The organism is Streptomyces sp. NPDC029956, assembly GCF_055574655.1.
Genome location: NZ_JBVHZJ010000024.1, coordinates 1 through 21843, shown reverse-complemented (window position 1 = coordinate 21843; position 21843 = coordinate 1). Strand labels below are relative to the sequence as shown.

The following is a 21843-nucleotide window of genomic DNA, read 5'->3' as shown; positions in this document are numbered from 1 at the left end:
GCCTTCCTCGTACGGTCACGGCCAGGTCAGCCGCCGAACTCCTCCAGGCCCTTCATGGCCTGGTCGAGCAGGGCCTGGCGGCCCTCCAGCTCACGGGAGAGCTTGTCGGCCTTGGCGTCGTTGCCGGCGGCGCGGGCCGCGTCGATCTGCTTGCGCAGCTTCTCGACCGCGTCCTGCAGCTGACCGGTCAGACCCGCGGCACGCGCGCGTGCCTCCGGGTTCGTCCGGCGCCACTCGGTCTCCTCGGCCTCCTGGATGGCCCGCTCGACCGTGTGCATCCGGCCCTCGACCTTGGGTCGGGCGTCACGCGGGACGTGGCCGACGGCCTCCCACCGCTCGTTGAGGGAACGGAAGGCGGCGCGCGCCGCCTTCAGGTCCGACACCGGCAGCAGCTTCTCGGCCTCGGTCGCGAGCTCCTCCTTGAGCTTGAGGTTCTCGGTCTGCTCCGCGTCCCGCTCGGCGAAGACCTCGCCGCGCGCCGCGAAGAAGACGTCCTGGGCGCCGCGGAAGCGGTTCCAGAGGTCGTCCTCGTGCTCGCGCTGGGCGCGGCCGGCCGCCTTCCACTCCGTCATCAGGTCGCGGTAGCGGGCCGCCGTGGTGCCCCAGTCGGTGGAGTTCGACAGCGACTCCGCCTCGGCGACCAGGCGCTCCTTGGCCTTGCGGGCGTCCTCGCGCTGGGCGTCGAGCGAGGCGAAGTGCGCCTTGCGGCGCTTCGAGAACGCCGAGCGGGCGTGCGAGAAGCGGTGCCACAGCTCGTCGTCGGACTTGCGGTCGAGCCGGGGCAGGCCCTTCCAGGTGTCCACCAGCGCGCGCAGCCGCTCGCCCGCGGAGCGCCACTGCTCGCTCTGGGCCAGCTCCTCGGCCTCGGTGACGAGCTTCTCCTTGGCGGAGCGCGCCTCGTCGGTCTGCTTGGCCTTCTGGGCCTTGCGCTCCTCACGGCGCGAGTCGACCGTCTCGACGAGCTTGTCGAGGCGGGTCCCGAGCGCGGCCAGGTCGCCGACGGCGTGGTGCTCGTCGATCTGCTGGCGGATGTGCTCGATCGCCGCGGTGGCGTCCTTCGCCGAGAGGTCGGTGGTCTTCACCCGCTTCTCGAGGAGGCCGATCTCGACAACCAAGCCCTCGTACTTGCGCTCGAAGTAGGCCAGAGCCTCCTCAGGGGTGCCGGCCTGCCACGATCCGACGACCTTCTCGCCTTCGGCCGTCCGCACGTACACGGTGCCCGTCTCGTCGACGCGGCCCCACGGGTCGCTGCTCACAGCGCCTCCTCACCATGATGCCGTCGCGGGGTGGTACCCCCCGGGCATCGTCCACAGTTTCCCGGCGGGCCTCGCCCGCCTTCCGCAGCGCGGCCGACGGCCCAACGCTGCACAACGCCAATCTAGGCGAACGGCGGCCCGGCTGTCCGCACTCAGCGCGACCGAGATTCGCGGCCACGCGTGCGTGCGGACCCCGGCTCACTTCTTCGCGACGGTCGCCTTCTCGATGGTGACGGCCTTCTTCGGGGCGCCGTCGCCGGCGCCGCCCGCGACACCGGCCTCGGCGACGTCCTCGACCACCTGGAGGCCGGCCGTGTCGATCTTTCCGAACGGCGTGTAGCTCGGCGGCAGCTTGGTGTCCTTGTAGACGAGGAAGAACTGCGAGCCGCCGCTGCCCGGCTGCCCGGTGTTCGCCATCGCCACGGTGCCCGCGGGGTAGGTGACCGAGCCGTCCGCACCCGCCTTGCCCAGCGCGTCCAGGTTCTCGTCCGGGATGGTGTAGCCCGGGCCGCCGGTGCCGTCGCCCTTGGGGTCACCGCACTGGAGCACGAAGATGCCGCTGGTGGTGAGGCGGTGGCACTTCGTCCCGTCGAAGTAGTTCTTCCCGGCGAGGTGCGAGAAGGAGTTCACCGTGCGCGGGGTCTTCGCCGCGTCCATGGTGATCGTGATGTCGCCCTCGTTCGTCTTGAGCGCCATGGCGTACGTGGCCTTGGCGTCCACCGACATCTTCGGCTCGGCGCTCGACGACTCGCTCTGCGAGGGCGCCGGGCTGCTGGGCGAGCTGCTCGCCGAGGTGTCGGAGCCTGCCGCGTCGTCCTTGGAGTCGTCGCCCGTCAGCGCCACGGACGCGTAGACCGCGCCGCCCGCCGCGAGGACCACCGCGAGGGCGGCAGCCACGACGGTGTTGCGGCGCTTCGCCTTGCGCCGGTTCTCCTCCCGTCGCTGCTGCTGCCGCGCGTACTTCTCCCTGGCAAGCTGCCGCCGCCGCTGATCGCTGGTGACCACCGGTTCCGCTCCTGTCGCTCGTCTGTTCCTGTCCTGGCCGGGTGTGCCCGTACCGTATACGGGTTGGCTGTGGAACCGGCACCGCCGGTAGGCTCTGATCTGCCGTATTCCGCGTTTTCTGCGGGTTCCGCGAACATTCCGCGCCCCCGTGCCGGACGACATCTAAGGACGAACGTGCTGATTGCCGGGTTCCCCGCCGGGGCCTGGGGGACCAATTGCTATCTGGTCGCCCCCGCCGCAGGCGAGGAGTGCGTGATCATCGACCCGGGCCACCAGGCCGCCCAGGGTGTCGAGGAGACGCTGAAGAAGCATCGGCTCAAGCCCGTCGCCGTCGTCCTCACCCATGGACACATCGACCACGTCGCCTCCGTCGTCCCGGTGTGCGGCGCCCATGACGTCCCCGCGTGGATCCACCCGTCCGACCGCTACATGATGAGCGACCCGGAGAGGGCCCTCGGCCGCTCCATCGGGATGCCCCTCATGGGCGAGCTGACCGTCGGAGAGCCCGACGACGTACGAGAACTGACGGACGGGGCCGAGCTGAAGCTCGCCGGTCTGGACTTCTCCGTCGCCCACGCGCCCGGTCATACCAAGGGGTCGGTGACCTTCAGGATGCCGGAGTCCACGGAGATCCCCTCCGTGTTCTTCTCCGGGGACCTGCTCTTCGCCGGCTCCATCGGACGCACCGACCTTCCCGGCGGTGACATGGACGAGATGCTCGCTTCGCTGGCCCGTGTGTGCCTGCCGCTCGACAACTCGACCGTGGTGCTGTCGGGACACGGTCCCCAGACGACCATCGGCCAGGAGCGCGCCACGAACCCCTATCTGCGGGACGTGGCTGCGGGCCGCCATGGGAGCAGCAGCACGGACGCTCCCCGACGAGGAATGTGACGAGACTTTCGTGAGCACCTTTCAGGCCCCCAAGGGCACGTACGACCTGATCCCGCCCCGCTCCGCCACGTTCCTGGCGGTCCGGGACGCGATCTCCACGCCGCTGAGGAACTCCGGCTACGGCTACATCGAGACGCCCGGATTCGAGAACGTCGAGCTCTTCTCCCGCGGTGTCGGTGAGTCCACCGACATCGTGACCAAGGAGATGTACACCCTCACCACGAAGGGCAACGACCACCTCGCCCTCCGTCCCGAGGGCACCGCGTCCGTGCTGCGGGCGGCGCTCCAGGCCAACCTGCACAAGCAGGGCAACCTGCCCGTGAAGCTCTGGTACTCCGGCTCGTACTACCGCTACGAGCGGGCCCAGGCGGGCCGTTACCGCCACTTCTCCCAGGTCGGTGCCGAGGCCATCGGCTCCGAGGACCCGGCGCTCGACGCCGAGCTGATCATCCTGGCCGACCAGGCGTACCGCACCCTCGGCCTGCGGAACTTCCGCATCCTGCTCAATTCGCTGGGCGACAAGGAGTGCCGTCCCGTCTACCGCGAGGCGCTCCAGGGCTTCCTGCGCGGGCTCGACCTCGACGAGGAGACCCTGCGCCGCGCCGAGATCAACCCGCTGCGCGTCCTCGACGACAAGCGCGAGTCCGTGCAGAAGCAGCTCGACGGCGCCCCGCTGCTGCGCGACTACCTGTGCGACGCGTGCAAGGCGTACCACGAGGAGGTGCGTGCCCTGGTCACCGCGGCGGGCGTGGAGTTCGAGGACGACGCCAAGCTGGTGCGCGGCCTGGACTACTACACCCGCACGACGTTCGAGTTCGTCCACGGCGGTCTCGGCTCGCAGTCGGCGGTCGGCGGCGGCGGCCGCTACGACGGCCTCTCCGAGATGATCGGCGGCCCCGCGCTGCCGTCCGTCGGCTGGGCGCTCGGTGTGGACCGTACGGTCCTCGCCCTGGAGGCGGAGGGCATCGAGCTCGACCTCCCCGCCGTCACCAGCGTCTTCGCCGTGGCCATCGGCGAGGAGGCGCGCCGGATCCTCTTCGGCAAGGTCACCGAGCTGCGCCGGGAGGGCGTCTCCGCGGACTTCTCGTTCGGCGGCAAGGGCCTCAAGGGCGCGATGAAGGACGCCAACCGCTCCGGCGCCCGGCTCGCCGTCGTCGCCGGTGAGCGCGACCTCGCCGAGGGCGTCGTCCAGCTCAAGGACATGGAGTCCGGCGAACAGCAGGCGGTCGCCGTGGACGCGCTGATCGACGCGGTACGGGCCAAGCTGGCCTGACGTGGCTTCCGGAGAGCCCGACGGACTCTCCGGGGAAGGGGCCCGGACCCACGCACGCGCGTGGATCCGGGCCCCTTCCCGTCGTCCTTATGCCCGCTTCACTTATCTCCGGCGAACGGTGGGCGCGCTCCCCCGTACGGCAGAATGACCGTGCCCACAAGGCTCGCGAGCGAGGGAACAGGCGACATGACGAAGGCAGCGGTGGACGAGGCCGCGTCCGGCCGGCACGACGACGGCACGATCGGGGCGAGCAGGGCCTTCGCCTGGATGCTCGTGATCACCGGAGCGGCCGGGGTGCTCGCCGCCTGGGTCATCACGATCGACAAGTTCAAGCTCCTCGAGGACCCGAACTTCGTCCCCGGGTGCAGCCTCAACCCGATCGTCTCCTGCGGCAACATCATGAAGAGCGAGCAGGCCTCGGTCTTCGGCTTCCCGAACCCGATGCTCGGCCTCGTCACGTACGCCATGGTGATCGCGATCGGTCTCGCCCTGCTCGCCGGGGCCCGCTACCGCCGCTGGTACTGGCTCGGCCTCAACGCAGGCACCCTCTTCGGCGTCGGCTTCTGCACCTGGCTGATGTACCAGTCGCTGTACGAGATCAACTCGCTGTGCCTGTGGTGCTGCCTGGCCTGGGTCGCCACCATCGTCATGTTCTGGTACGTGACCTCGCAGAACGTCCGCAGCGGTGCCATCCCCGCCCCCCGCGGCCTCAGGACCTTCTTCGACGAGTTCACCTGGGTCCTCCCCGTCCTGCACATCGGGATCATCGGCATGCTGATCCTGACCCGCTGGTGGGACTTCTGGACCAGCTGACCGTCGCCGCCGGACCGCCGACGCAGACAGCGCTGTCGGTGGCGTGACCTAGGCTTCATGACTGTGGAGCCCGACCTCTTTACCGCAGCAGCCGAAGACCGCCAGGAGAAGGACCCCGCCAGCAGCCCGCTGGCCGTCCGGATGCGCCCGCGCACCCTCGACGAGGTGGTGGGGCAGAAGCACCTGCTCAAGCCCGGATCGCCGCTGCGCCGGCTCGTGGGCGACGGCGACGGCGGCCCCGCCGGCGCGTCCTCCGTGATCCTCTGGGGCCCGCCGGGGATCGGCAAGACGACCCTGGCGTACGTGGTCTCCAAGGCGACGAACAAGCGGTTCGTGGAGCTGTCGGCGATCACCGCGGGCGTCAAGGAGGTCCGCGCCGTCATCGACGGAGCCCGCCGCGCGGTCGGCGGCTACGGCAAGGAGACCGTCCTCTTCCTCGACGAGATCCACCGCTTCTCCAAGGCCCAGCAGGACTCCCTGCTGCCCGCCGTCGAGAACCGCTGGGTCACGCTCATCGCGGCCACCACCGAGAACCCGTATTTCTCGATCATCTCCCCGCTCCTCTCCCGCTCCCTGCTCCTCACCCTGGAGCCGCTGACCGACGACGACCTGCGCGGCCTGATGGCCCGGGCGCTCACGGGCGAGCGCGGTCTCGGCGGGGCCGTGACGCTCCCGGAGGACGCCGAGGCCCACCTCCTCCGGGTCGCCGGCGGCGACGCCCGGCGCGCCCTGACCGCCCTGGAGGCGGCCGCCGGCGCGGCCATCGCCAAGGGCGAGCCGGAGATCACCCTGGAGACGGTCGAGGAGACCGTCGACCGCGCGGCCGTGAAGTACGACCGGGACGGCGACCAGCACTACGACGTGGCCAGCGCGCTGATCAAGTCGATCCGCGGCTCGGACGTGGACGCGGCCCTGCACTACCTGGCCCGGATGATCGAGGCGGGGGAGGACCCGCGGTTCATCGCCCGGCGCCTCATGATCTCCGCGAGCGAGGACATCGGCCTCGCCGATCCGAACGCGCTGCCGATCGCGGTCGCCGCCGCGCAGGCCGTCGCGATGATCGGCTTCCCCGAGGCGGCGCTCACCCTGAGCCACGCGACGATCGCCCTGGCCCTGGCCCCGAAGTCGAACGCGGCGACCACCGCGATCGGCGCCGCCCTGGCGGACGTGCGCAACGGCCTCGCGGGATCGGTACCGCCGCATCTGCGCGACGGCCACTACAAGGGCGCGGCCAAGCTCGGTCACGCCCAGGGCTACGTCTACCCCCATGACGTCCCGGGCGGCATCGCGGCCCAGCAGTACGCCCCGGACACGATCCACGGCCGCCAGTACTACGAACCGACGCGCTACGGCGCGGAGGCGAGATACGCGGACGTGGTGGAGCGCGTGAGAGCCCGCCTGAAGAACGACGAGTAGGCGCGTCCTTCGCGGAGGGCCTCCCGGATCCAGCCCGACCACGTCGTCGCGCTCGGCGCCGCCTGGCGGCGGTGGACCGGGATCAAGGCGACGCACGGACTCACGGTGTCCCCGCCGGAGAAGAAGGCCGTCGAGGAGCTGCTCGCCACCTGCGGCTGAGGCCGCCGGGTGCGCGTGCGAAGGAGTCCCGCGGAGCCGGTACACTGGTCCGGATTGCTGCGTCCCGTGTCCGGCTCCGGTCGGCACCACCAGAACGGGACAGTCAGCCGGAGACCCGGCCCTCGGGTGGGGTTTCCAGGAGCGTCGCGCACCTTCGAAGGTGTCGCGTGCCACCCACCACCACCCGGGTTCCCGGGAGCGGCGGTGGGTCGTTCGCGTGCTGCACGTATGTGCCCAGACCTGGGAGCGGCTGCCCGGCACGGTCCGTCCTGTACGGACCCGGCGGGTTTCCCGGCTGCGGATGCGACCTCCCCTAACCCTGGTGAAGCCGTTTCGTACCAGTAGAGAGGTTGGTTCATGCCGAACCAGTCCCGTCCCAAGGTCAAGAAGTCGCGTGCCCTCGGCATCGCGCTGACCCCGAAGGCTGTCAAGTACTTCGAGGCCCGCCCCTACCCGCCGGGCGAGCACGGCCGTGGCCGCAAGCAGAACTCGGACTACAAGGTCCGTCTGCTCGAGAAGCAGCGTCTGCGCGCCCAGTACGACATCAGCGAGCGCCAGATGGCGCGCGCCTACGACCGCGCCAAGAAGGCCGAAGGCAAGACGGGCGAGGCGCTGGTCGTCGAGCTCGAGCGTCGCCTCGACGCCCTGGTCCTGCGTTCGGGCATCGCCCGCACCATCTACCAGGCCCGTCAGATGGTCGTCCACGGCCACATCCAGGTCAACGGTGGCAAGGTCGACAAGCCGTCGTTCCGCGTCCGTCCCGACGACGTCGTGATGGTCCGCGAGCGCAGCCGCACCAAGCCGCTGTTCGAGGTCGCCCGTGAGGGTGGCTTCGCCGCCGACGGTGAGACCCCGCGCTACCTGCAGGTCAACCTGAAGGCCCTGGCCTTCCGCCTCGACCGCGACCCGAACCGCAAGGAAATCCCGGTCATCTGCGACGAGCAGCTGGTCGTCGAGTACTACGCCCGCTGATCCGGGCCCCCGGCGCGAGCCGGGGGACGTAGTACCACCCTCGCGGTGTTCAGCCCGCCGCTTCCCCGCCCTTGCCGGTGGGGGAGCCGGCGGGCTTCCGCGTTCCCGGGACCGCGGCCGCGCCGGCGGTACGGAACGGACGCGGTGCGGACTTCTCCGCCGGGACGCCGACGGCCGGATTGCGGCCGGCCACCAGCGCGCGCTCCACCGCCTCCGCCGCCGAGAGCCCCTGGCCCGCCCGGAACGCCGCGCCGTACGCCTCCGCACCGAGCGCCTCCTCGGCCTGCCGCTCGCACAGGGACCTCGGCACGTCGAACGCCTCCGAGCCGAAGAGCCGGACACCCACCGTGTCCCACACCGGGACCGCCGCCCCCTGCAGGACCGCGGCCTCCTCCGCGTCGCCCTGGCTCACCGTCACCAGCGCGAGCAGCTCGATGGCGAGGACGAGACCGACCAGGTCACGGAAGCTGTCGTTGATCGACACGCACTCGGTGAGCAGCTCACGAGCCTCCCCGTACGCGCCCCGGGTCCACGCCAGATACCCCAGCACATAGAGGGCGTACGCCCGGGCCCACAGCTCGCCCCGCTCCTCGCAGACCTCCCTGACCTCAAGGGAGAGCGCGCCCGCCCCCTCCTGGTCGCCCCGGAAGGCCCGCGCCATCGCCAGCTCGATCTGCGCCATCAGCACATTGCTGTTCAGCTCGCCGAGCTCCCGGTACGCGTCGAGCGCCCGCCCGATCAGTTCCTCGGCCCGCGGCATGTCGTCCGTGAGCAGCGCGAGACAGCCCATCCGGTGCGTCGCGTACGCCTCCGCCAGCGCGTTCCGCGAGGACCTTGCCCGCTCCCCGCACTCGTGCAGCGCCGCCACCGCCGCCGTACCGTCGCCCTGCAGCACCGCCACGTACCCCAGCACCCACAGCGCCTTGAGCCGCGCCTCCTCGTGACCGGACTCGAGCGCCAGCGCCCGGTCCAGCCAGTGCCGGCCCTCCGAGAGGCGCCCGCAGCCCACCCAGGCGAACCAGAGCGTGCCCGCCAGGTGCTGGGCGAGGTGCGCGTCCTCCGGCAGCTCCAGGCAGAGCTCGAGGGCCGCCCGCAGATGCGGCAGCGCCGCCTCCGTCAGGGCCGCCACCTCGGGCTGGCGCGGGCTGAACCACTCCAGCTCGCACCAGGTGGCCAGGCCCATGTACCAGTCGCGGTGACGCCGGCGCATCCGCTCCGTGTCGTCGAGCGCCGCGAGCCACTCCGCCCCGTACGCCGCGACCGTGTCGAGCATCCGGTACGCGGGACCGGCCGGCGTGTCCTCCCGGGTGAGCAGCGACTGCGCGAGCAGCCCGCCGAGCAGATCCAGGACCCGTTCCGGCGGCAGCTCCGGGCCCCCGCACACGTACTCCACCGCCTCCAGGTCGAAGGGGCCGGGAAAGACGGAGAGCCGTGCCCAGAGGAGCCGCTCCTCCGGGGTGCACAGCTCATGGCTCCAGCCGATGGCGGTGCGCAGGGTCTGATGCCGGGGGAGCGCCCCGCGCGCGCCGTCCGTGAGCAGGCGGAAGCGGTCGTCGAGGCGGTACAGCATCTGCTCGACGGAGAGCAGCGGCAGCCGCCCGGCCGCCAGTTCGAGGGCGAGCGGAATCCCGTCGAGTCGCCGGCACAACTCCCGTACGGCGTACCGGCCGTGGACCGGGGCCGGGCCCCTGGCCGGACCCGCGGCGCCTCCCTTGCCTCCCCGGCCCGCCGGGGCTCCGGACAGGGCCGCGGCCGTGGCCGGGTGGACGGGCGCGCCCGTCGGCGTCGCAACCTCGTGCAGGGCACCGGCCCCCGCCCCCGGCAGGCTCGGAGCGCCCGCCTCCGCCGCCCGCTCTGCGAGCAGCGTCATCGCGTCCTCCTCGCCCAGCGGTGCCAGCGGGAACACGGCCTCGCCCGCCACCCGCAGGGGCCGCCGGCCGACGGCGAGGACGGTGAGCCCGGGAGCGTGTTCGAGGAGTTCCCGTACCAGCGGCGCACAGTGCTCCACGAGGTGCTCGAAGCCGTCCAGGACCAGCAGCGTCCGCCGCTCGGAGAGGTGCTCGACGAGCGCCTCGCGCGGGGGCCGCGGGGTGTGGTCGGTCAGGTCGAGTGCCTCGGCCAGGGCGTACTCGATGAGATCGGGGTCGCGCAGCGGCGCGAGCTCGGCGAGCCGTACCCCGTCGCCGTAGCGTTTCTGCGCCCCCGCGGCAGCTCTCAGGGCGAGCCGGGTCTTGCCGACCCCGCCCACACCCACGACCGTGACCAGGCGGGACGCCTCGAGGAGCGCCGTCAGTGCGGCCTGCTCGGTGGCCCGTCCGACGAACCGGTTGAGCTCCGCCGGGAGATTGCTCCGTCGCATGGGACACGGAGCGTACTCACCCGCACGCGCTCCGTACAATCGGTTCGCGTAACTCCCGTCCCACAGGCGGTAATGCGGTACGGGGCGACAGCCCGGGCGCGATAGGGTCGGGGGACGACTTTCAGCAAGGGCCCAACGACAGCAGAGAGCGGTGCAGAGTGACCGGTGGAGAGGTTGCCGGGATCCTGGTGGCCGTCTTCTGGGCGATCCTGGTCTCCTTCCTCGCCGTGGTTCTGGTGAGGCTGGCGCAGACGCTCAGGGCGACCACCAAGATGGTGGCGGACGTGACCGAGCAGGCCGTTCCCCTGCTGGCAGACGCCTCCGCGACCGTCCGCTCGGCACAGACCCAGCTCGACCGGGTCGACGCCATCGCCTCGGACGTCCAGGAGGTCACCTCCAACGCCTCCGCGCTCTCCTCCACCGTCGCCTCCACCTTCGGCGGCCCGCTCGTCAAGGTCGCGGCCTTCGGCTACGGGGTGCGCAAGGCGCTGGGCCGCGGCGGGGACGGCGCGGACGTGCCGCGGACCTCCTCGCGACGTACTGTGATCGTCGGCCGTACCGTGCCGTCCTCGCGACGCCGGAAGCAGAAGGGCTGAGCCGCGATGTTCCGCCGCACGTTCTGGTTCACGGCCGGCGCAGCCGCCGGCGTGTGGGCCACCACCAAGGTCAACCGGAAGCTGAAGCAGCTGACCCCCGAGAGCCTCGCGGCCCAGGCCACGAACAAGGCGATCGAGACCGGCCACCGCCTCAAGGACTTCGCCCTCGACGTGAGGGCGGGCATGGTCCAGCGGGAGGCCGAACTGGAGGAGGCGCTCGGCCTCGACGCACCCGTCGAGCCGGGCCCGGCCCAGGCCCGGGAGCTCCCGGAGCCGCGCCGCCGGGGCACACTCGGCCCCGCCCCGCACCCGACCACGCATTCAATTCCCACGATCTCGTACAACCGGAATGAGGACCACTGATGGAGTCGGCTGAAATCCGCCGCCGCTGGCTGAGCTTCTTCGAGGAGCGCGGGCACACCGTCGTCCCTTCGGCGTCGCTCATCGCGGACGACCCGACTCTGCTGCTCGTCCCCGCCGGCATGGTGCCCTTCAAGCCCTACTTCCTGGGCGAGGTCAAGCCGCCCTTCACGCGCGCGTCCAGCGTGCAGAAGTGCGTGCGCACGCCGGACATCGAAGAGGTCGGCAAGACGACCCGCCACGGCACGTTCTTCCAGATGTGCGGCAACTTCTCCTTCGGCGACTACTTCAAGGAAGGCGCCATCAAGCTCGCCTGGGAGCTGCTGACCTCCCCGGTGGAGCACGGCGGCTACGGGCTCGAGCCGGAGAAGCTCTGGATCACCGTCTACCAGGAGGACGACGAGGCCGAGCAGATCTGGCGCGACGTCGTCGGCGTCCCCGCCGAGCGCATCCAGCGCCTCGGCAAGAAGGACAACTACTGGTCGATGGGCGTCCCCGGACCCTGCGGCCCCTGCTCCGAGATCAACTACGACCGCGGCCCCGAGTTCGGCGTCGAGGGCGGCCCCGCCGTCAACGACGAGCGGTACGTGGAGATCTGGAACCTGGTCTTCATGCAGTACGAGCGCGGTGAGGGAACCGGGAAGGACGACTTCCCGATCCTCGGCGAGCTGCCCTCGAAGAACATCGACACGGGCCTCGGTCTCGAGCGCCTGGCGATGATCCTCCAGGGCGTCCAGAACATGTACGAGACGGACACCCTCCAGGTCGTCATCGACAAGGCCACCGAGCTCACCGGTGTCGCCTACGGCAAGGCCCAGGACAGCGACGTCTCGCTGCGCGTGGTCGCCGACCACATGCGCACGTCCGTCATGCTCATCGGCGACGGCGTCACCCCCGGCAACGAGGGCCGCGGTTACGTGCTGCGCCGCATCATGCGCCGTGCCGTCCGCAACATGCGCCTGCTCGGCGCCACCGGCCCGGTCGTCCAGGACCTCGTCGACACCGTGATCGACACGATGGGCGAGCAGTACCCGGAGCTGGTCACCGACCGCAAGCGGATCGAGACCGTCGCCCTCGCCGAGGAGGCCGCGTTCCTCAAGGCCCTCAAGGGCGGCACCAACATCCTCGACACCGCCGTCACCGAGACCAAGGCCGCCGGCGGCACGATCCTCTCCGGCGACAAGGCGTTCCTGCTCCACGACACCTGGGGCTTCCCGATCGACCTCACCCTGGAGATGGCCTCCGAGCAGGGCCTCTCCGTGGACGAGGACGGCTTCCGCCGCCTGATGAAGGAGCAGCGGGACCGCGCCAAGGCCGACGCGAAGGCGAAGAAGACCGGTCACGCGGACATGACCGCGTACCGGGAGATCGCCGACAGCAACGGCGCCACCGAGTTCACCGGCTACACCAACCTGGAGGGCGAGACCACGGTCGTCGGTCTCCTCGTCAACGGTGTCTCCTCGCCGGCCGCCTCCGAGGGCGACGAGGTCGAGGTCGTCCTCGACCGCACCCCGTTCTACGCCGAGGGCGGCGGTCAGATCGCCGACCAGGGCCGGATCAGGCTGCACAGCGGCGCGGTCATCGAGATCCGTGACGTCCAGCAGCCCGTTCCCGGTGTCTCCGTGCACAAGGGTTCCGTGCAGGTCGGCGAGGTGACCGTGGGCGCCACCGCCTACGCCACCATCGACGTGCGCCGCCGCCGGGCCATCGCCCGTGCCCACTCGGCCACCCACCTGACCCACCAGGCGCTGCGCGACGCGCTCGGCCCGACGGCCGCCCAGGCCGGCTCCGAGAACCAGCCCGGCCGCTTCCGCTTCGACTTCGGTTCGCCGAACGCCGTCCCCGGCGCGGTCCTCACCGACGTCGAGCAGAAGATCAACGAGGTCCTCTCGCGCGAGCTCGAGGTCCACGCCGAGGTCATGCCGATCAACGAGGCCAAGCGCCAGGGCGCCATCGCCGAGTTCGGCGAGAAGTACGGCGAGCAGGTCCGCGTGGTCACCATCGGCGACTTCTCCAAGGAGCTGTGCGGCGGTACGCACGTCGGCAACACGGCCCAGCTGGGCCTGGTGAAGCTGCTCGGCGAGTCGTCCATCGGCTCCGGCGTGCGGCGTATCGAGGCCCTCGTGGGCGTCGACGCGTACAACTTCCTCGCCCGCGAGCACACGGTCGTCGCCCAGCTCCAGGAGCTGGTCAAGGGCCGTCCGGAGGAGCTGCCGGAGAAGATCTCCGCCATGCTCGGCAAGCTGAAGGACGCCGAGAAGGAGATCGAGAAGTTCCGCGCGGAGAAGGTCCTCCAGGCCGCCGCCGGTCTCGTCGACTCCGCCCAGGACATCCGCGGCCTCGCCCTGGTCACCGGCCAGGTCCAGGACGGCACGGGCGCCGACGACCTGCGCAAGCTGGTCCTCGACATCCGCGGCCGCTTCCCGTCCGACCGTCCGGCCGTCGTCGCCCTGTTCACCACGGCCAACGGCAAGCCGCTCACGGTCATCGCCACCAACGAGGCCGCCCGTGAGCGCGGTCTCAAGGCCGGCGAGCTGGTCCGCACGGCCGCCAAGACCCTCGGTGGCGGTGGCGGCGGCAAGCCGGACGTCGCCCAGGGCGGCGGTACGAACCCGCAGGCCGTCGGCGAGGCCATCGCCGCCGTCGAGCGTCTCGTGGTGGAGACGGCGTGACGATGCGTCGCGGCCGTCGTATCGCGGTGGACGTCGGGGACGCCCGGATCGGGGTCGCCTCGTGCGACCCCGACGGGGTCCTCGCCACGCCGGTGGAGACCGTGCCGGGACGCGACGTCCCGGCCGCCCACCGGCGGCTCCGCCAGATCGTCGAGGAGTACGAGCCGATCGAGGTCGTCGTGGGTCTGCCCCGCTCGCTCAGCGGGCGGGAGGGTCCGGCCGCGACCAAGGTCCGTGCCTTCGCGGGGGAGATGGCCAAGGGCATCGCCCCGGTGCCGGTCCGGCTGGTCGACGAGCGGATGACCACGGTCACCGCGACCCAGGGGCTGCGGGCCTCCGGGGTGAAGGCCAAGAAGGGGCGGTCCGTCATCGATCAGGCCGCCGCTGTGATCATCCTTCAGAACGCTCTTGAGTCCGAACGGGTATCAGGTAATCCGCCTGGCGAGGGCGTCGAAGTGGTCATCTGATCGCGATACGGTAACGTTCCGCGCGATGCGGCGGTGTTCGAACAACTGCCGCACTACGTAGAGGCGGATCGTCCGGAAGCCTCGCGGCTGTTTTGGGGATCGATGACTGAGTATGGCCGGAGCCCCGGCTCCGAACCGTGGCACCCCGGGGACCCGCTGTACGGGGACCAGGGGTGGGAGGGCCAGCAGCAGCACTACCCGCACCCGCAGCAGGCGAGCCAGTACGACCAGGGCGCTCACGGCTACCAGGACCCGTACGGGCAGGGGGGCCAGACCGGCCAGGTCCCGCAGGCGTACGAGGGCGACCCGTACCAGCAGAACCACCAGCAGCAGCATGCGCAGCAGTACCAGCAGCAGCCGCAGGGGTACGTCGATCCGCAGGCGCAGTACCAGCAGCAGGCGCAGCAGCACGCGGCGCAGCAGCAGTACCAGCAGGCGTACGAGCAGCAGCAGCAGCAACAGCACCAGCAGCAGTACCAGCAGCAACAGCAGCAACAGCAGCACCAGCAGTACGGGACGGGGTACCAGGGCCAGGGCGGCTACGACACGCCCGGGCACCTCGGACAGCAGTACGACGGCAACTGGGAGACGGGCCAGGCGGCGATGCCGTACGGCGGCGCTCCGGCCGATCCGTACGGCGGCCAGAACCCCGACCTGTACGGCACGCCCGAGGCGTACCCCCCGCCCCAGCCTCCCGGCCGCCGGCAGAACCCGCCGGAGCCGGTGATCGACTGGGCGCCGGAGGAGGAGGCCCACCCTGAGCCGGAGCCGGAGGAGGAGAGACACCCCTTCTTCACCGGTGAGGAAGACCAGGACGACGACGAGTACGACGAGGAGCCGGGCCGCGGCTCCCGCGGCGGCGACCGCGAAAGCCGGAGCAAGGCGAACAAGCGCAAGGGCAAGAACGGCGTGGCCTGCCTGGTCGTGGCGCTCGTCCTGGCGGGCGGCGTCGGCGGCGTCGGCTACTTCGGCTACCAGTTCTGGCAGGGCCAGTTCGGCGCGGCGGAGGACTACGCGGGGACCGGCTCGGGCGATGTCCAGGTCGAGATTCCGAAGGGCGCGCTGGGCAACGAGATCGGCAACATCCTGAAGAAGGCCGGCGTGGTGAAGAGCGTCGACGCCTTCGTCTCGGCGCAGGGACGCAACGCCGACGGCCTCTCCATCCAGGCGGGCGTGTACACGCTGAAGAAGGAGATGTCGGCGGAGAGCGCCGTGACGTTGATGCTGAATCCGGCCAGCCAGGCCAACCTGATCATCCCCGAGGGCAAGCGCAACGCCTGGGTCTACGAGAAGCTCGACGAGCGTCTGGACCTCAAGCCGGGTACGACCAAGGAAGTCGCGCTCGCGAAGGCGAACAGCCTGGGCCTGCCTGCCTGGGCCGGACAACACCCCGACATCAAGGACCCGCTGGAAGGATTCCTCTTCCCGGCGAGTTACCCGGTCGCGAAGGGCGGCAAGCCGGAGGACGCGCTCCGCAAGATGGTCACGCGCGCCAACCAGGAGTACACGAAGCTCGACCTCGAAGGAAAGGCGAAGGGGCTCGGAGTCAAGGGGCCGTGGGAACTCCTGACGGTGGCCAGCCTGGTCCAGGCCGAGGGCAAGACGCACGACGACTTCCGGAAGATGGCCGAGGTCATCTACAACCGCCTGGCGCCGGACAACCGTGAGACGTTCCAGTTGCTGCAGTTCGACTCGACCCTCAACTACCTGAAGGGTCAATCGGAGATCAAGATCTCCGAGAAGGAGGCGAACAGCAACACCGACCCGTACAACACGTACAAGCACAAGGGACTGCCGCCCGGTCCGATCAGCAACCCGGGCAACGACGCCCTCGCCGCCATGCTCGACCCGACGAAGGACGGCTGGATCTACTTCGTCGCCACCGACGGCATGAGCAAGACCGAATTCGCCAAGACGCTCGCCGAGCACCAGAAGCTCGTCGACAAGTTCAACGCGGGGAACTGACGATGACCCTGTCCCGCCGCCGCGCGGCCGTCCTCGGGTCGCCGATCGCGCACTCGCTCTCCCCGGTCCTGCACCGGGCCGCGTACGCCGCGCTCGGCCTCGACGAGTGGTCGTACGAGCGCTTCGAGGTCGACGAGGCCGGGCTGCCCGGCTTCGTCGGCGAGCTGGACGGCCGCTGGGCCGGGCTGTCGCTGACCATGCCGCTCAAGCGGGCGATCATCCCGCTGCTCGACGGGATCAGCGACACGGCCGCCTCGGTCGAGGCCGTCAACACGGTCGTGTTCCGCGAGGACGGCCGTCGGGTCGGTGACAACACCGACATCCCCGGCATGCTCGCCGCCCTGCGGGAGCGGGGCGTCGAGAAGGTGGAGTCGGCGGCGGTCCTCGGGGCCGGCGCCACCGCCTCCTCCGCACTCGCCGCACTCGCCCGGATCTGCGACGGACCCGTCACCGCGTACGTACGCAGCGAGGCGCGGGCCGAGGAGATGCGCGGCTGGGGCGAGCGGCTCGGTGTGGAGGTCCGTACCGCCGCCTGGGACGACGCGGCGGAGGCCTTCGCCTCCCCGCTGGTGATCGCGACCACCCCCGCCGGCACGACGAACGCCCTCGCGGGCGCCGTCCCCGACACCGCCGGCACCCTCTTCGACGTCCTGTACGACCCGTGGCCGACCGCGCTCGCCGCGGCCTGGTCCGACCGCGGCGGCAAGGTGGTAGGCGGCCTCGACCTCCTCGTCCACCAGGCCGTTCTCCAGGTCGAGCAGATGACCGGTGTCCCCAGGGCGCCGCTCGCGGCGATGCGCGCGGCGGGGGAACAGGCCCTGGCGGCCCGTTAGGCCCTGTCGTCGAGGGAGCCCGTCCGGTCGGCCGGGAGTCCGTCCGGGTCGGCACGTGTTCCGGCCGAGAAGATCGGGAACGGCCGGATCCGCGTCCGACAGCTGGACCGGAGGACGGGTTCGTCCCGCGGACGTGGGAGGATCAGGGATGGCGGGCCAGGGCCGCGCACCCGGTCGCGCCGTCGCAGTACCCAGGCGCGAGCATGAGGAGCATCGTTGAGCAGGTTGCGTTGGCTGACCGCTGGGGAATCCCACGGACCCGCGCTGGTCGCGACACTGGAGGGTCTTCCCGCCGGCGTCCCGGTCACCACTGAGCTGGTGGCGGACCACCTCGCGCGGCGACGCCTCGGCTATGGGCGTGGCGCCCGGATGAAGTTCGAGCAGGACGAGATCACCTTCCTGGGCGGAGTCCGGCACGGGCTCTCCCTCGGTTCCCCGATCGCCGTCATGGTCGGCAACACCGAGTGGCCCAAGTGGGAGAAGGTCATGGCGGCCGACCCGGTCGACCCGTCCGAGCTCAAGGAGACGGGCCGCAACGCTCCCCTGACCCGGCCCCGTCCCGGTCACGCCGACCTCGCCGGCATGCAGAAGTACGGCTTCGACGAGGCCCGGCCGATCCTGGAGCGCGCCAGCGCCCGGGAGACCGCGGCCCGTGTCGCCCTCGGCGCGATCGCCCGCTCCTTCATCAAGGAGACCGCGGGCATCGAGATCGTCTCGCACGTCGTCGAGCTCGCCGCGGCCAAGGCGCCGTACGGCGTCTACCCGACCCCCGCCGACGTCGAGAAGCTCGACGCCGACCCGGTCCGCTGCCTCGACGCCGACGCGTCGAAGGCGATGGTCGCCGAGATCGACCAGGCCCACAAGGACGGCGACACCCTCGGCGGAGTCGTCGAGGTACTGGCCTACGGCGTGCCCGTCGGCCTCGGCTCCCACGTCCACTGGGACCGGCGTCTCGACGCGCGGCTGGCCGCCGCCCTCATGGGCATCCAGGCCATCAAGGGCGTCGAGGTCGGTGATGGCTTCGAGCTGGCCCGCGTGCCCGGCTCCCAGGCCCACGACGAGATCGTGAAGACCGAGGACGGCCTCAAGCGCACCTCCGGCCGCTCCGGCGGCACCGAGGGCGGCCTGACCACCGGCGAGCTGCTGCGGGTCCGCGCCGCGATGAAGCCCATCGCGACCGTGCCGCGCGCCCTCGCCACCGTCGACGTCGTCACCGGCGAGGCCACCCAGGCCCACCACCAGCGCTCCGACGTCTGCGCCGTCCCCGCGGCCGGCATCGTCGCCGAGGCCATGGTCGCGCTGGTCCTCGCGGACGCCGTCGTCGAGAAGTTCGGCGGCGACAGCGTCCCGGAGACCCGCCGCAACGTTCGGTCGTACCTCGAGAACCTGCGCATCCGGTGACCGGCGGTCCCCTGGTCGTCCTCGTCGGGCCCATGGGCTCCGGCAAGTCCACGGTGGGCGCGCTCCTGGCCGAACGGCTCGGCGCGCCCTACCGGGACACCGACGCCGACATCGTCGCCGCCGAGGGCCGCGAGATCTCCGACATCTTCGTCGAGGACGGCGAGGACCACTTCCGCGCCCTGGAGCGGGACGCGGTCGCCGCGGCCCTCGCCGGGCACGAGGGCGTCCTCTCCCTCGGAGGTGGCGCGATCCTCGACGCAGGAACCCGCACGCTGCTCGCCGGGCTGCCCGTCGCGTACCTCTCGATGGACGTCGACGAGGCGGTCCGGCGCGTCGGCCTCAACACCGCGCGCCCGCTGCTCGCCGTCAATCCGCGCCGTCAGTGGCGCGAGCTGATGGAGGCGCGCCGCCACCTGTACACCGAAGTCGCGCGGGCCGTCGTCACCACCGACGACCGCACCCCCGAAGAGGTCGCGGACGCGGTCCTCGCGGCACTGGATCTGAAGAAGGACGCATGACGACGGACCAGGAAGTCACCCGTATCCACGTCGCGGGCAGCGCCGGCACGGATCCGTACGAGGTGCTGGTCGGCCGGCAGCTGCTGGGCGAGCTCCCGGCCCTCATCGGCAACCAGGCCAAGCGGGTCGCCGTGATCCACCCGGAGGCGCTCGCCGACACCGGTGAGGCGCTCCGCGCGGACCTCGCCGACCAGGGCTACGAGACGGTCGCCATCCAGGTGCCGAACGCCGAGGAGGCGAAGACCGTCGAGGTCGCCGCCTACTGCTGGAAGGCGCTCGGCCAGACGGGCTTCACCCGCAGCGACGTCATCGTGGGCGTCGGCGGCGGCGCCACCACCGACCTGGCCGGCTTCGTCGCCGCGACCTGGCTGCGGGGCGTCCGCTGGATCGCCGTACCGACCACCGTCCTGGCCATGGTCGACGCGGCCGTCGGCGGCAAGACGGGCATCAACACCGCCGAGGGCAAGAACCTCGTCGGTGCCTTCCACCCGCCCGCCGGGGTCCTCTGCGACCTGGCCGCGCTGGACTCGCTGCCGGTGAACGACTACGTCAGCGGCCTCGCGGAGATCATCAAGGCCGGCTTCATCGTCGACCCGGTGATCCTCGACCTGGTCGAGGAGGACCCGCAGGCCGCCCGTACCCCCGCCGGTCCGCACACCGCCGAGCTGCTCGTCCGCTCGATCAGGGTCAAGGCGGAGGTCGTCTCCGGCGACCTCAAGGAGTCCGGCCGCCGCGAGATCCTCAACTACGGCCACACGCTCGCCCACGCCATCGAGAAGAACGAGCGGTACAAGTGGCGCCACGGCGCCGCCGTCTCCGTCGGCATGGTCTTCGCCGCCGAGCTCGGCCGTCTGGCGGGGCGCCTCGACGACGCCACCGCCGACCGGCACCGGGCGATCCTGGAGTCCGTCGGACTGCCGCTCACCTACCGCGGCGACCAGTGGCCGAAGCTCCTGGAGACCATGCGGGTGGACAAGAAGTCCCGCGGCGACCTGCTCCGCTTCATCGTCCTCGACGGGATCGGCAAGCCGACCGTCCTGGAGGGCCCCGACCCGGCCGTGCTGATCGCGGCGTACGGCGAGGTGTCCGCGTGAGCGAGCCCCGTCCCGTTCTGGTGCTCAACGGCCCCAACCTGGGCCGGCTCGGCTCCCGTGAGCCCGACATCTACGGCGCCACCTCCTACAAGGGGCTCGTCGAGTCCTGCAGGACCCTCGGTGCGGAGCTCGGCTTCGACGTCGAGGTCCGGGAGACGAACGACGAGGGCGAGATGATCCGCTGGCTGCACGAGGCAGCGGACCGCTCGACCCCGGTGGTGATCAACCCGGGTGCGTTCACGCACTACTCGTACGGGATGCGGGACGCGGCCGCCCAGCGGACCGCGCCGCTGATCGAGGTCCACATCTCGAACCCGTACGCCCGGGAGGAGTTCCGGCACACCTCGGTCGTCGCGGCCGTGGCGACCGGGACGGTCGCCGGGTTCGGGATCGGTTCCTACCGGCTGGCGCTGCGGGCGCTCGCCGAGGAACTGACGGACTGACGGGGCACCTGGGGGAGGCCCCGGCCGTTCCCCTCGTGGGGGCCGGGGGCGGTAACGTTCCGGCGCACCGGATACACCGGATACATCAGGCGTACGAGACGGAGTGGGACCGGATGCAGCACGCAGTGGGGGGTCCGCTGCCACCGCCGGAGCGACCGGGTGGGGCGACCGGCCCCGGCACCGGCCAGGGACCCGTTCCCGATTCCGCTTCCGCGCCCGGGGGAGTCCCCGGGCCCGGCACCGGCGCGGTACCCGGAACCGGGACAGGAGCAGCGGCCGGACCCGTGGCCGGCCCGGTCGGCGGCGCCCCGGGAGGGCTGCCGCCGATACCGCCGCCTCCGCCCGGCGCCCCGTACGCGGGCCCGCCCGCGGGGTCCCGGCTCGGCGTGCACCCGACCGTCCGGAACAGCGCGTCCAGACCCCCGCACGCGGCGCCGCCGCCGCACTCCGCGCCTTCGCACCCCGCGCCTCCCACCGGGCCCGGGACGCCCGGCTGGGGCGGCTCCGGCGCCGTACCGCAGCATTCCGGCGGTCCGCAGCACCCGGGGGGATCGCAGTACCCCGGCGGGCAGTCCCCGCGCGCCGACCTCACCGGGCACGTGCCCCTGCCGCCCGTGAGCGCGCCGCTCGCGCCCGCCGTGGAGCACGGCGGCGGTACCGGGGCCGCGACCCTCGCCGTACTGCTCATCGGTCCCGCGGGCGCCGGCAAGACCACCGTCGCCCGGCACTGGGCGCAGCGCCGCCGGGTGCCCACCGCGCACATCAGCCTCGACGACGTCCGCGAGTGGGTCTGCTCCGGCTTCGCCGACCCGCAGTCCGGGTGGAACGAGCACTCCGAGGCGCAGTACCGGCTCGCCCGCCGCACCTGCGGCTTCGCCGCGCGCAACTTCCTCGCCAACAACATCTCCTGCATCGTCGACGACGCGGTCTTCCCCGACCGTCCTGTCGTCGGCCTCGGCGGCTGGAAGCGCCACGTCGGCCCCGGGCTGCTGCCCGTGGTGCTCCTGCCCGGCCTGGAGATCGTCCTGGAGCGCAACGCCGAGCGCAGCGGCAACCGGCGCCTCTCGGACGAGGAGGTCGCCGCCATCCACGGCCGGATGGCAGGCTGGTACGGCTCCGGTCTGCCGATCATCGACAACTCCACGTACGACGTCGAGACCACCGCCCGCGTCCTCGACGACGTCCTGGCCCGCGCGATCGCCAGCCCGCCCACCTGGTGACCTCTCCGGGCCGGGTCCGGAGGACCTGGCCCGAGGCCACCTGGAGGGGGGGACGATTCCAGGGCGCGGGGGGGCAGGGAGGGGGGGGGGTGACCCGTCGGAATTTCGTGTAAGGCAAAAGCACATAGTC

General features: G+C 71.5%; 19 protein-coding genes. 16 read left to right on the top strand and 3 right to left on the bottom strand.

Annotation, left to right across the window (positions count from 1 at the left end; all coding sequences use genetic code 11):
• Nucleotides 1-26: 26 nt before the first annotated feature.
• Both ACZ4XX_RS20275 and ACZ4XX_RS20270 read right to left on the bottom strand, forming a co-directional pair.
• Nucleotides 27-1256: a DUF349 domain-containing protein gene (locus tag ACZ4XX_RS20275; RefSeq protein ID WP_468509241.1), complete on the bottom strand. Its 1230-nt coding sequence runs from the start codon at nt 1254-1256 to the stop codon at nt 27-29.
• 198 nt (nt 1257-1454) lie between these two features.
• Complete coding sequence (locus tag ACZ4XX_RS20270; RefSeq protein WP_468509240.1) at nt 1455-2261, bottom strand: peptidylprolyl isomerase; 807 nt, start codon at nt 2259-2261, stop codon at nt 1455-1457.
• Between the two features lie 174 nt (nt 2262-2435).
• Between ACZ4XX_RS20270 and ACZ4XX_RS20265 the strand changes: the two genes are divergently transcribed.
• From ACZ4XX_RS20265 to rpsD, 5 genes are all read left to right on the top strand, one after another.
• Nucleotides 2436-3152: an MBL fold metallo-hydrolase gene (locus ACZ4XX_RS20265; protein ID WP_468509239.1), complete on the top strand. Its 717-nt coding sequence runs from the start codon at nt 2436-2438 to the stop codon at nt 3150-3152.
• A 10-nt stretch (nt 3153-3162) separates the two neighbouring features.
• Complete coding sequence (gene hisS, locus ACZ4XX_RS20260; protein ID WP_468509238.1) at nt 3163-4425, top strand: histidine--tRNA ligase; 1263 nt, start codon at nt 3163-3165, stop codon at nt 4423-4425.
• Nucleotides 4426-4611: 186 nt separating this feature from the next.
• Nucleotides 4612-5238: a vitamin K epoxide reductase family protein gene (locus ACZ4XX_RS20255; RefSeq protein ID WP_468509237.1), complete on the top strand. Its 627-nt coding sequence runs from the start codon at nt 4612-4614 to the stop codon at nt 5236-5238.
• A 63-nt stretch (nt 5239-5301) separates the two neighbouring features.
• Nucleotides 5302-6654 carry a replication-associated recombination protein A gene (locus ACZ4XX_RS20250; RefSeq protein ID WP_468509318.1) on the top strand — a complete coding sequence of 451 codons (1353 nt, stop codon included), beginning with the start codon at nt 5302-5304 and terminating at the stop codon, nt 6652-6654.
• A gap of 516 nt (nt 6655-7170) precedes the next feature.
• The gene (rpsD, locus tag ACZ4XX_RS20245) at nt 7171-7785 is read left to right on the top strand and encodes a 30S ribosomal protein S4 (protein WP_024758279.1); all 615 of its coding nucleotides are present in this window, start codon (nt 7171-7173) and stop codon (nt 7783-7785) included.
• 49 nt (nt 7786-7834) lie between these two features.
• Here the strand turns inward: rpsD and ACZ4XX_RS20240 are convergent, their stop codons facing one another.
• The gene (locus tag ACZ4XX_RS20240; RefSeq protein WP_468509236.1) at nt 7835-10144 is read right to left on the bottom strand and encodes an ATP-binding protein; all 2310 of its coding nucleotides are present in this window, start codon (nt 10142-10144) and stop codon (nt 7835-7837) included.
• Between the two features lie 158 nt (nt 10145-10302).
• On the opposite strand from ACZ4XX_RS20240, the gene ACZ4XX_RS20235 reads away from it, so the two are divergent.
• The 11 genes from ACZ4XX_RS20235 to ACZ4XX_RS20185 all read left to right on the top strand — a co-directional run bounded on the left by ACZ4XX_RS20235 (nt 10303) and on the right by ACZ4XX_RS20185 (nt 21713).
• Nucleotides 10303-10740, top strand: coding sequence for a DUF948 domain-containing protein (locus ACZ4XX_RS20235; protein WP_055599503.1), 438 nt, complete (start codon nt 10303-10305; stop codon nt 10738-10740).
• 6 nt (nt 10741-10746) lie between these two features.
• Nucleotides 10747-11103 (top strand): DUF6167 family protein, encoded by a 357-nt coding sequence (locus ACZ4XX_RS20230; RefSeq protein ID WP_468509235.1) that lies wholly within the window; start codon nt 10747-10749, stop codon nt 11101-11103.
• Nucleotides 11103-13772: an alanine--tRNA ligase gene (gene alaS, locus ACZ4XX_RS20225; RefSeq protein ID WP_468509234.1), complete on the top strand. Its 2670-nt coding sequence runs from the start codon at nt 11103-11105 to the stop codon at nt 13770-13772. Before ACZ4XX_RS20230 ends, alaS begins: the two co-directional genes overlap by 1 nt.
• Before the next feature lie 2 nt (nt 13773-13774).
• Nucleotides 13775-14239 carry a Holliday junction resolvase RuvX gene (gene ruvX, locus ACZ4XX_RS20220; RefSeq protein WP_030316278.1) on the top strand — a complete coding sequence of 155 codons (465 nt, stop codon included), beginning with the start codon at nt 13775-13777 and terminating at the stop codon, nt 14237-14239.
• A 102-nt stretch (nt 14240-14341) separates the two neighbouring features.
• On the top strand, nt 14342-16204 hold the full coding sequence (mltG, locus tag ACZ4XX_RS20215; RefSeq protein WP_468509233.1) for an endolytic transglycosylase MltG: 1863 nt from the start codon (nt 14342-14344) through the stop codon (nt 16202-16204).
• A 2-nt stretch (nt 16205-16206) separates the two neighbouring features.
• Entirely contained in the window at nt 16207-17037 is an 831-nt protein-coding gene (locus ACZ4XX_RS20210) for a shikimate dehydrogenase (protein ID WP_468509232.1), read from the top strand.
• A 216-nt stretch (nt 17038-17253) separates the two neighbouring features.
• On the top strand, nt 17254-18438 hold the full coding sequence (gene aroC, locus ACZ4XX_RS20205) for a chorismate synthase (protein ID WP_468509231.1): 1185 nt from the start codon (nt 17254-17256) through the stop codon (nt 18436-18438).
• On the top strand, nt 18435-18956 hold the full coding sequence (locus ACZ4XX_RS20200; RefSeq protein ID WP_468509230.1) for a shikimate kinase: 522 nt from the start codon (nt 18435-18437) through the stop codon (nt 18954-18956). Before aroC ends, ACZ4XX_RS20200 begins: the two co-directional genes overlap by 4 nt.
• The gene (aroB, locus tag ACZ4XX_RS20195) at nt 18953-20050 is read left to right on the top strand and encodes a 3-dehydroquinate synthase (protein ID WP_468509229.1); all 1098 of its coding nucleotides are present in this window, start codon (nt 18953-18955) and stop codon (nt 20048-20050) included. The genes ACZ4XX_RS20200 and aroB overlap by 4 nt, the downstream gene beginning before the upstream one ends.
• Nucleotides 20047-20493: a type II 3-dehydroquinate dehydratase gene (gene aroQ / locus ACZ4XX_RS20190; protein ID WP_468509228.1), complete on the top strand. Its 447-nt coding sequence runs from the start codon at nt 20047-20049 to the stop codon at nt 20491-20493. The genes aroB and aroQ overlap by 4 nt, the downstream gene beginning before the upstream one ends.
• 284 nt (nt 20494-20777) lie before the next feature.
• The gene (locus tag ACZ4XX_RS20185; RefSeq protein WP_468509227.1) at nt 20778-21713 is read left to right on the top strand and encodes an AAA family ATPase; all 936 of its coding nucleotides are present in this window, start codon (nt 20778-20780) and stop codon (nt 21711-21713) included.
• The last annotated feature ends 130 nt before the right edge of the window (nt 21714-21843 follow it).

What these genes read in the sequence shown, in the direction of transcription:
- ruvX (WP_030316278.1), top strand. Translation starts at nt 13,775, where the DNA reads ATGCGTCGCGGCCGTCGTATCGCGGTGGACGTCGGGGACGCCCGGATC.
- ACZ4XX_RS20210 (WP_468509232.1), top strand. Translation starts at nt 16,207, where the DNA reads ATGACCCTGTCCCGCCGCCGCGCGGCCGTCCTCGGGTCGCCGATCGCG.
- ACZ4XX_RS20240 (WP_468509236.1), bottom strand. Translation starts at nt 10,144, where the DNA reads ATGCGACGGAGCAATCTCCCGGCGGAGCTCAACCGGTTCGTCGGACGG.
- ACZ4XX_RS20255 (WP_468509237.1), top strand. Translation starts at nt 4,612, where the DNA reads ATGACGAAGGCAGCGGTGGACGAGGCCGCGTCCGGCCGGCACGACGAC.
- ACZ4XX_RS20230 (WP_468509235.1), top strand. Translation starts at nt 10,747, where the DNA reads ATGTTCCGCCGCACGTTCTGGTTCACGGCCGGCGCAGCCGCCGGCGTG.
- rpsD (WP_024758279.1), top strand. Translation starts at nt 7,171, where the DNA reads ATGCCGAACCAGTCCCGTCCCAAGGTCAAGAAGTCGCGTGCCCTCGGC.
- aroB (WP_468509229.1), top strand. Translation starts at nt 18,953, where the DNA reads ATGACGACGGACCAGGAAGTCACCCGTATCCACGTCGCGGGCAGCGCC.
- alaS (WP_468509234.1), top strand. Translation starts at nt 11,103, where the DNA reads ATGGAGTCGGCTGAAATCCGCCGCCGCTGGCTGAGCTTCTTCGAGGAG.
- mltG (WP_468509233.1), top strand. Translation starts at nt 14,342, where the DNA reads ATGACTGAGTATGGCCGGAGCCCCGGCTCCGAACCGTGGCACCCCGGG.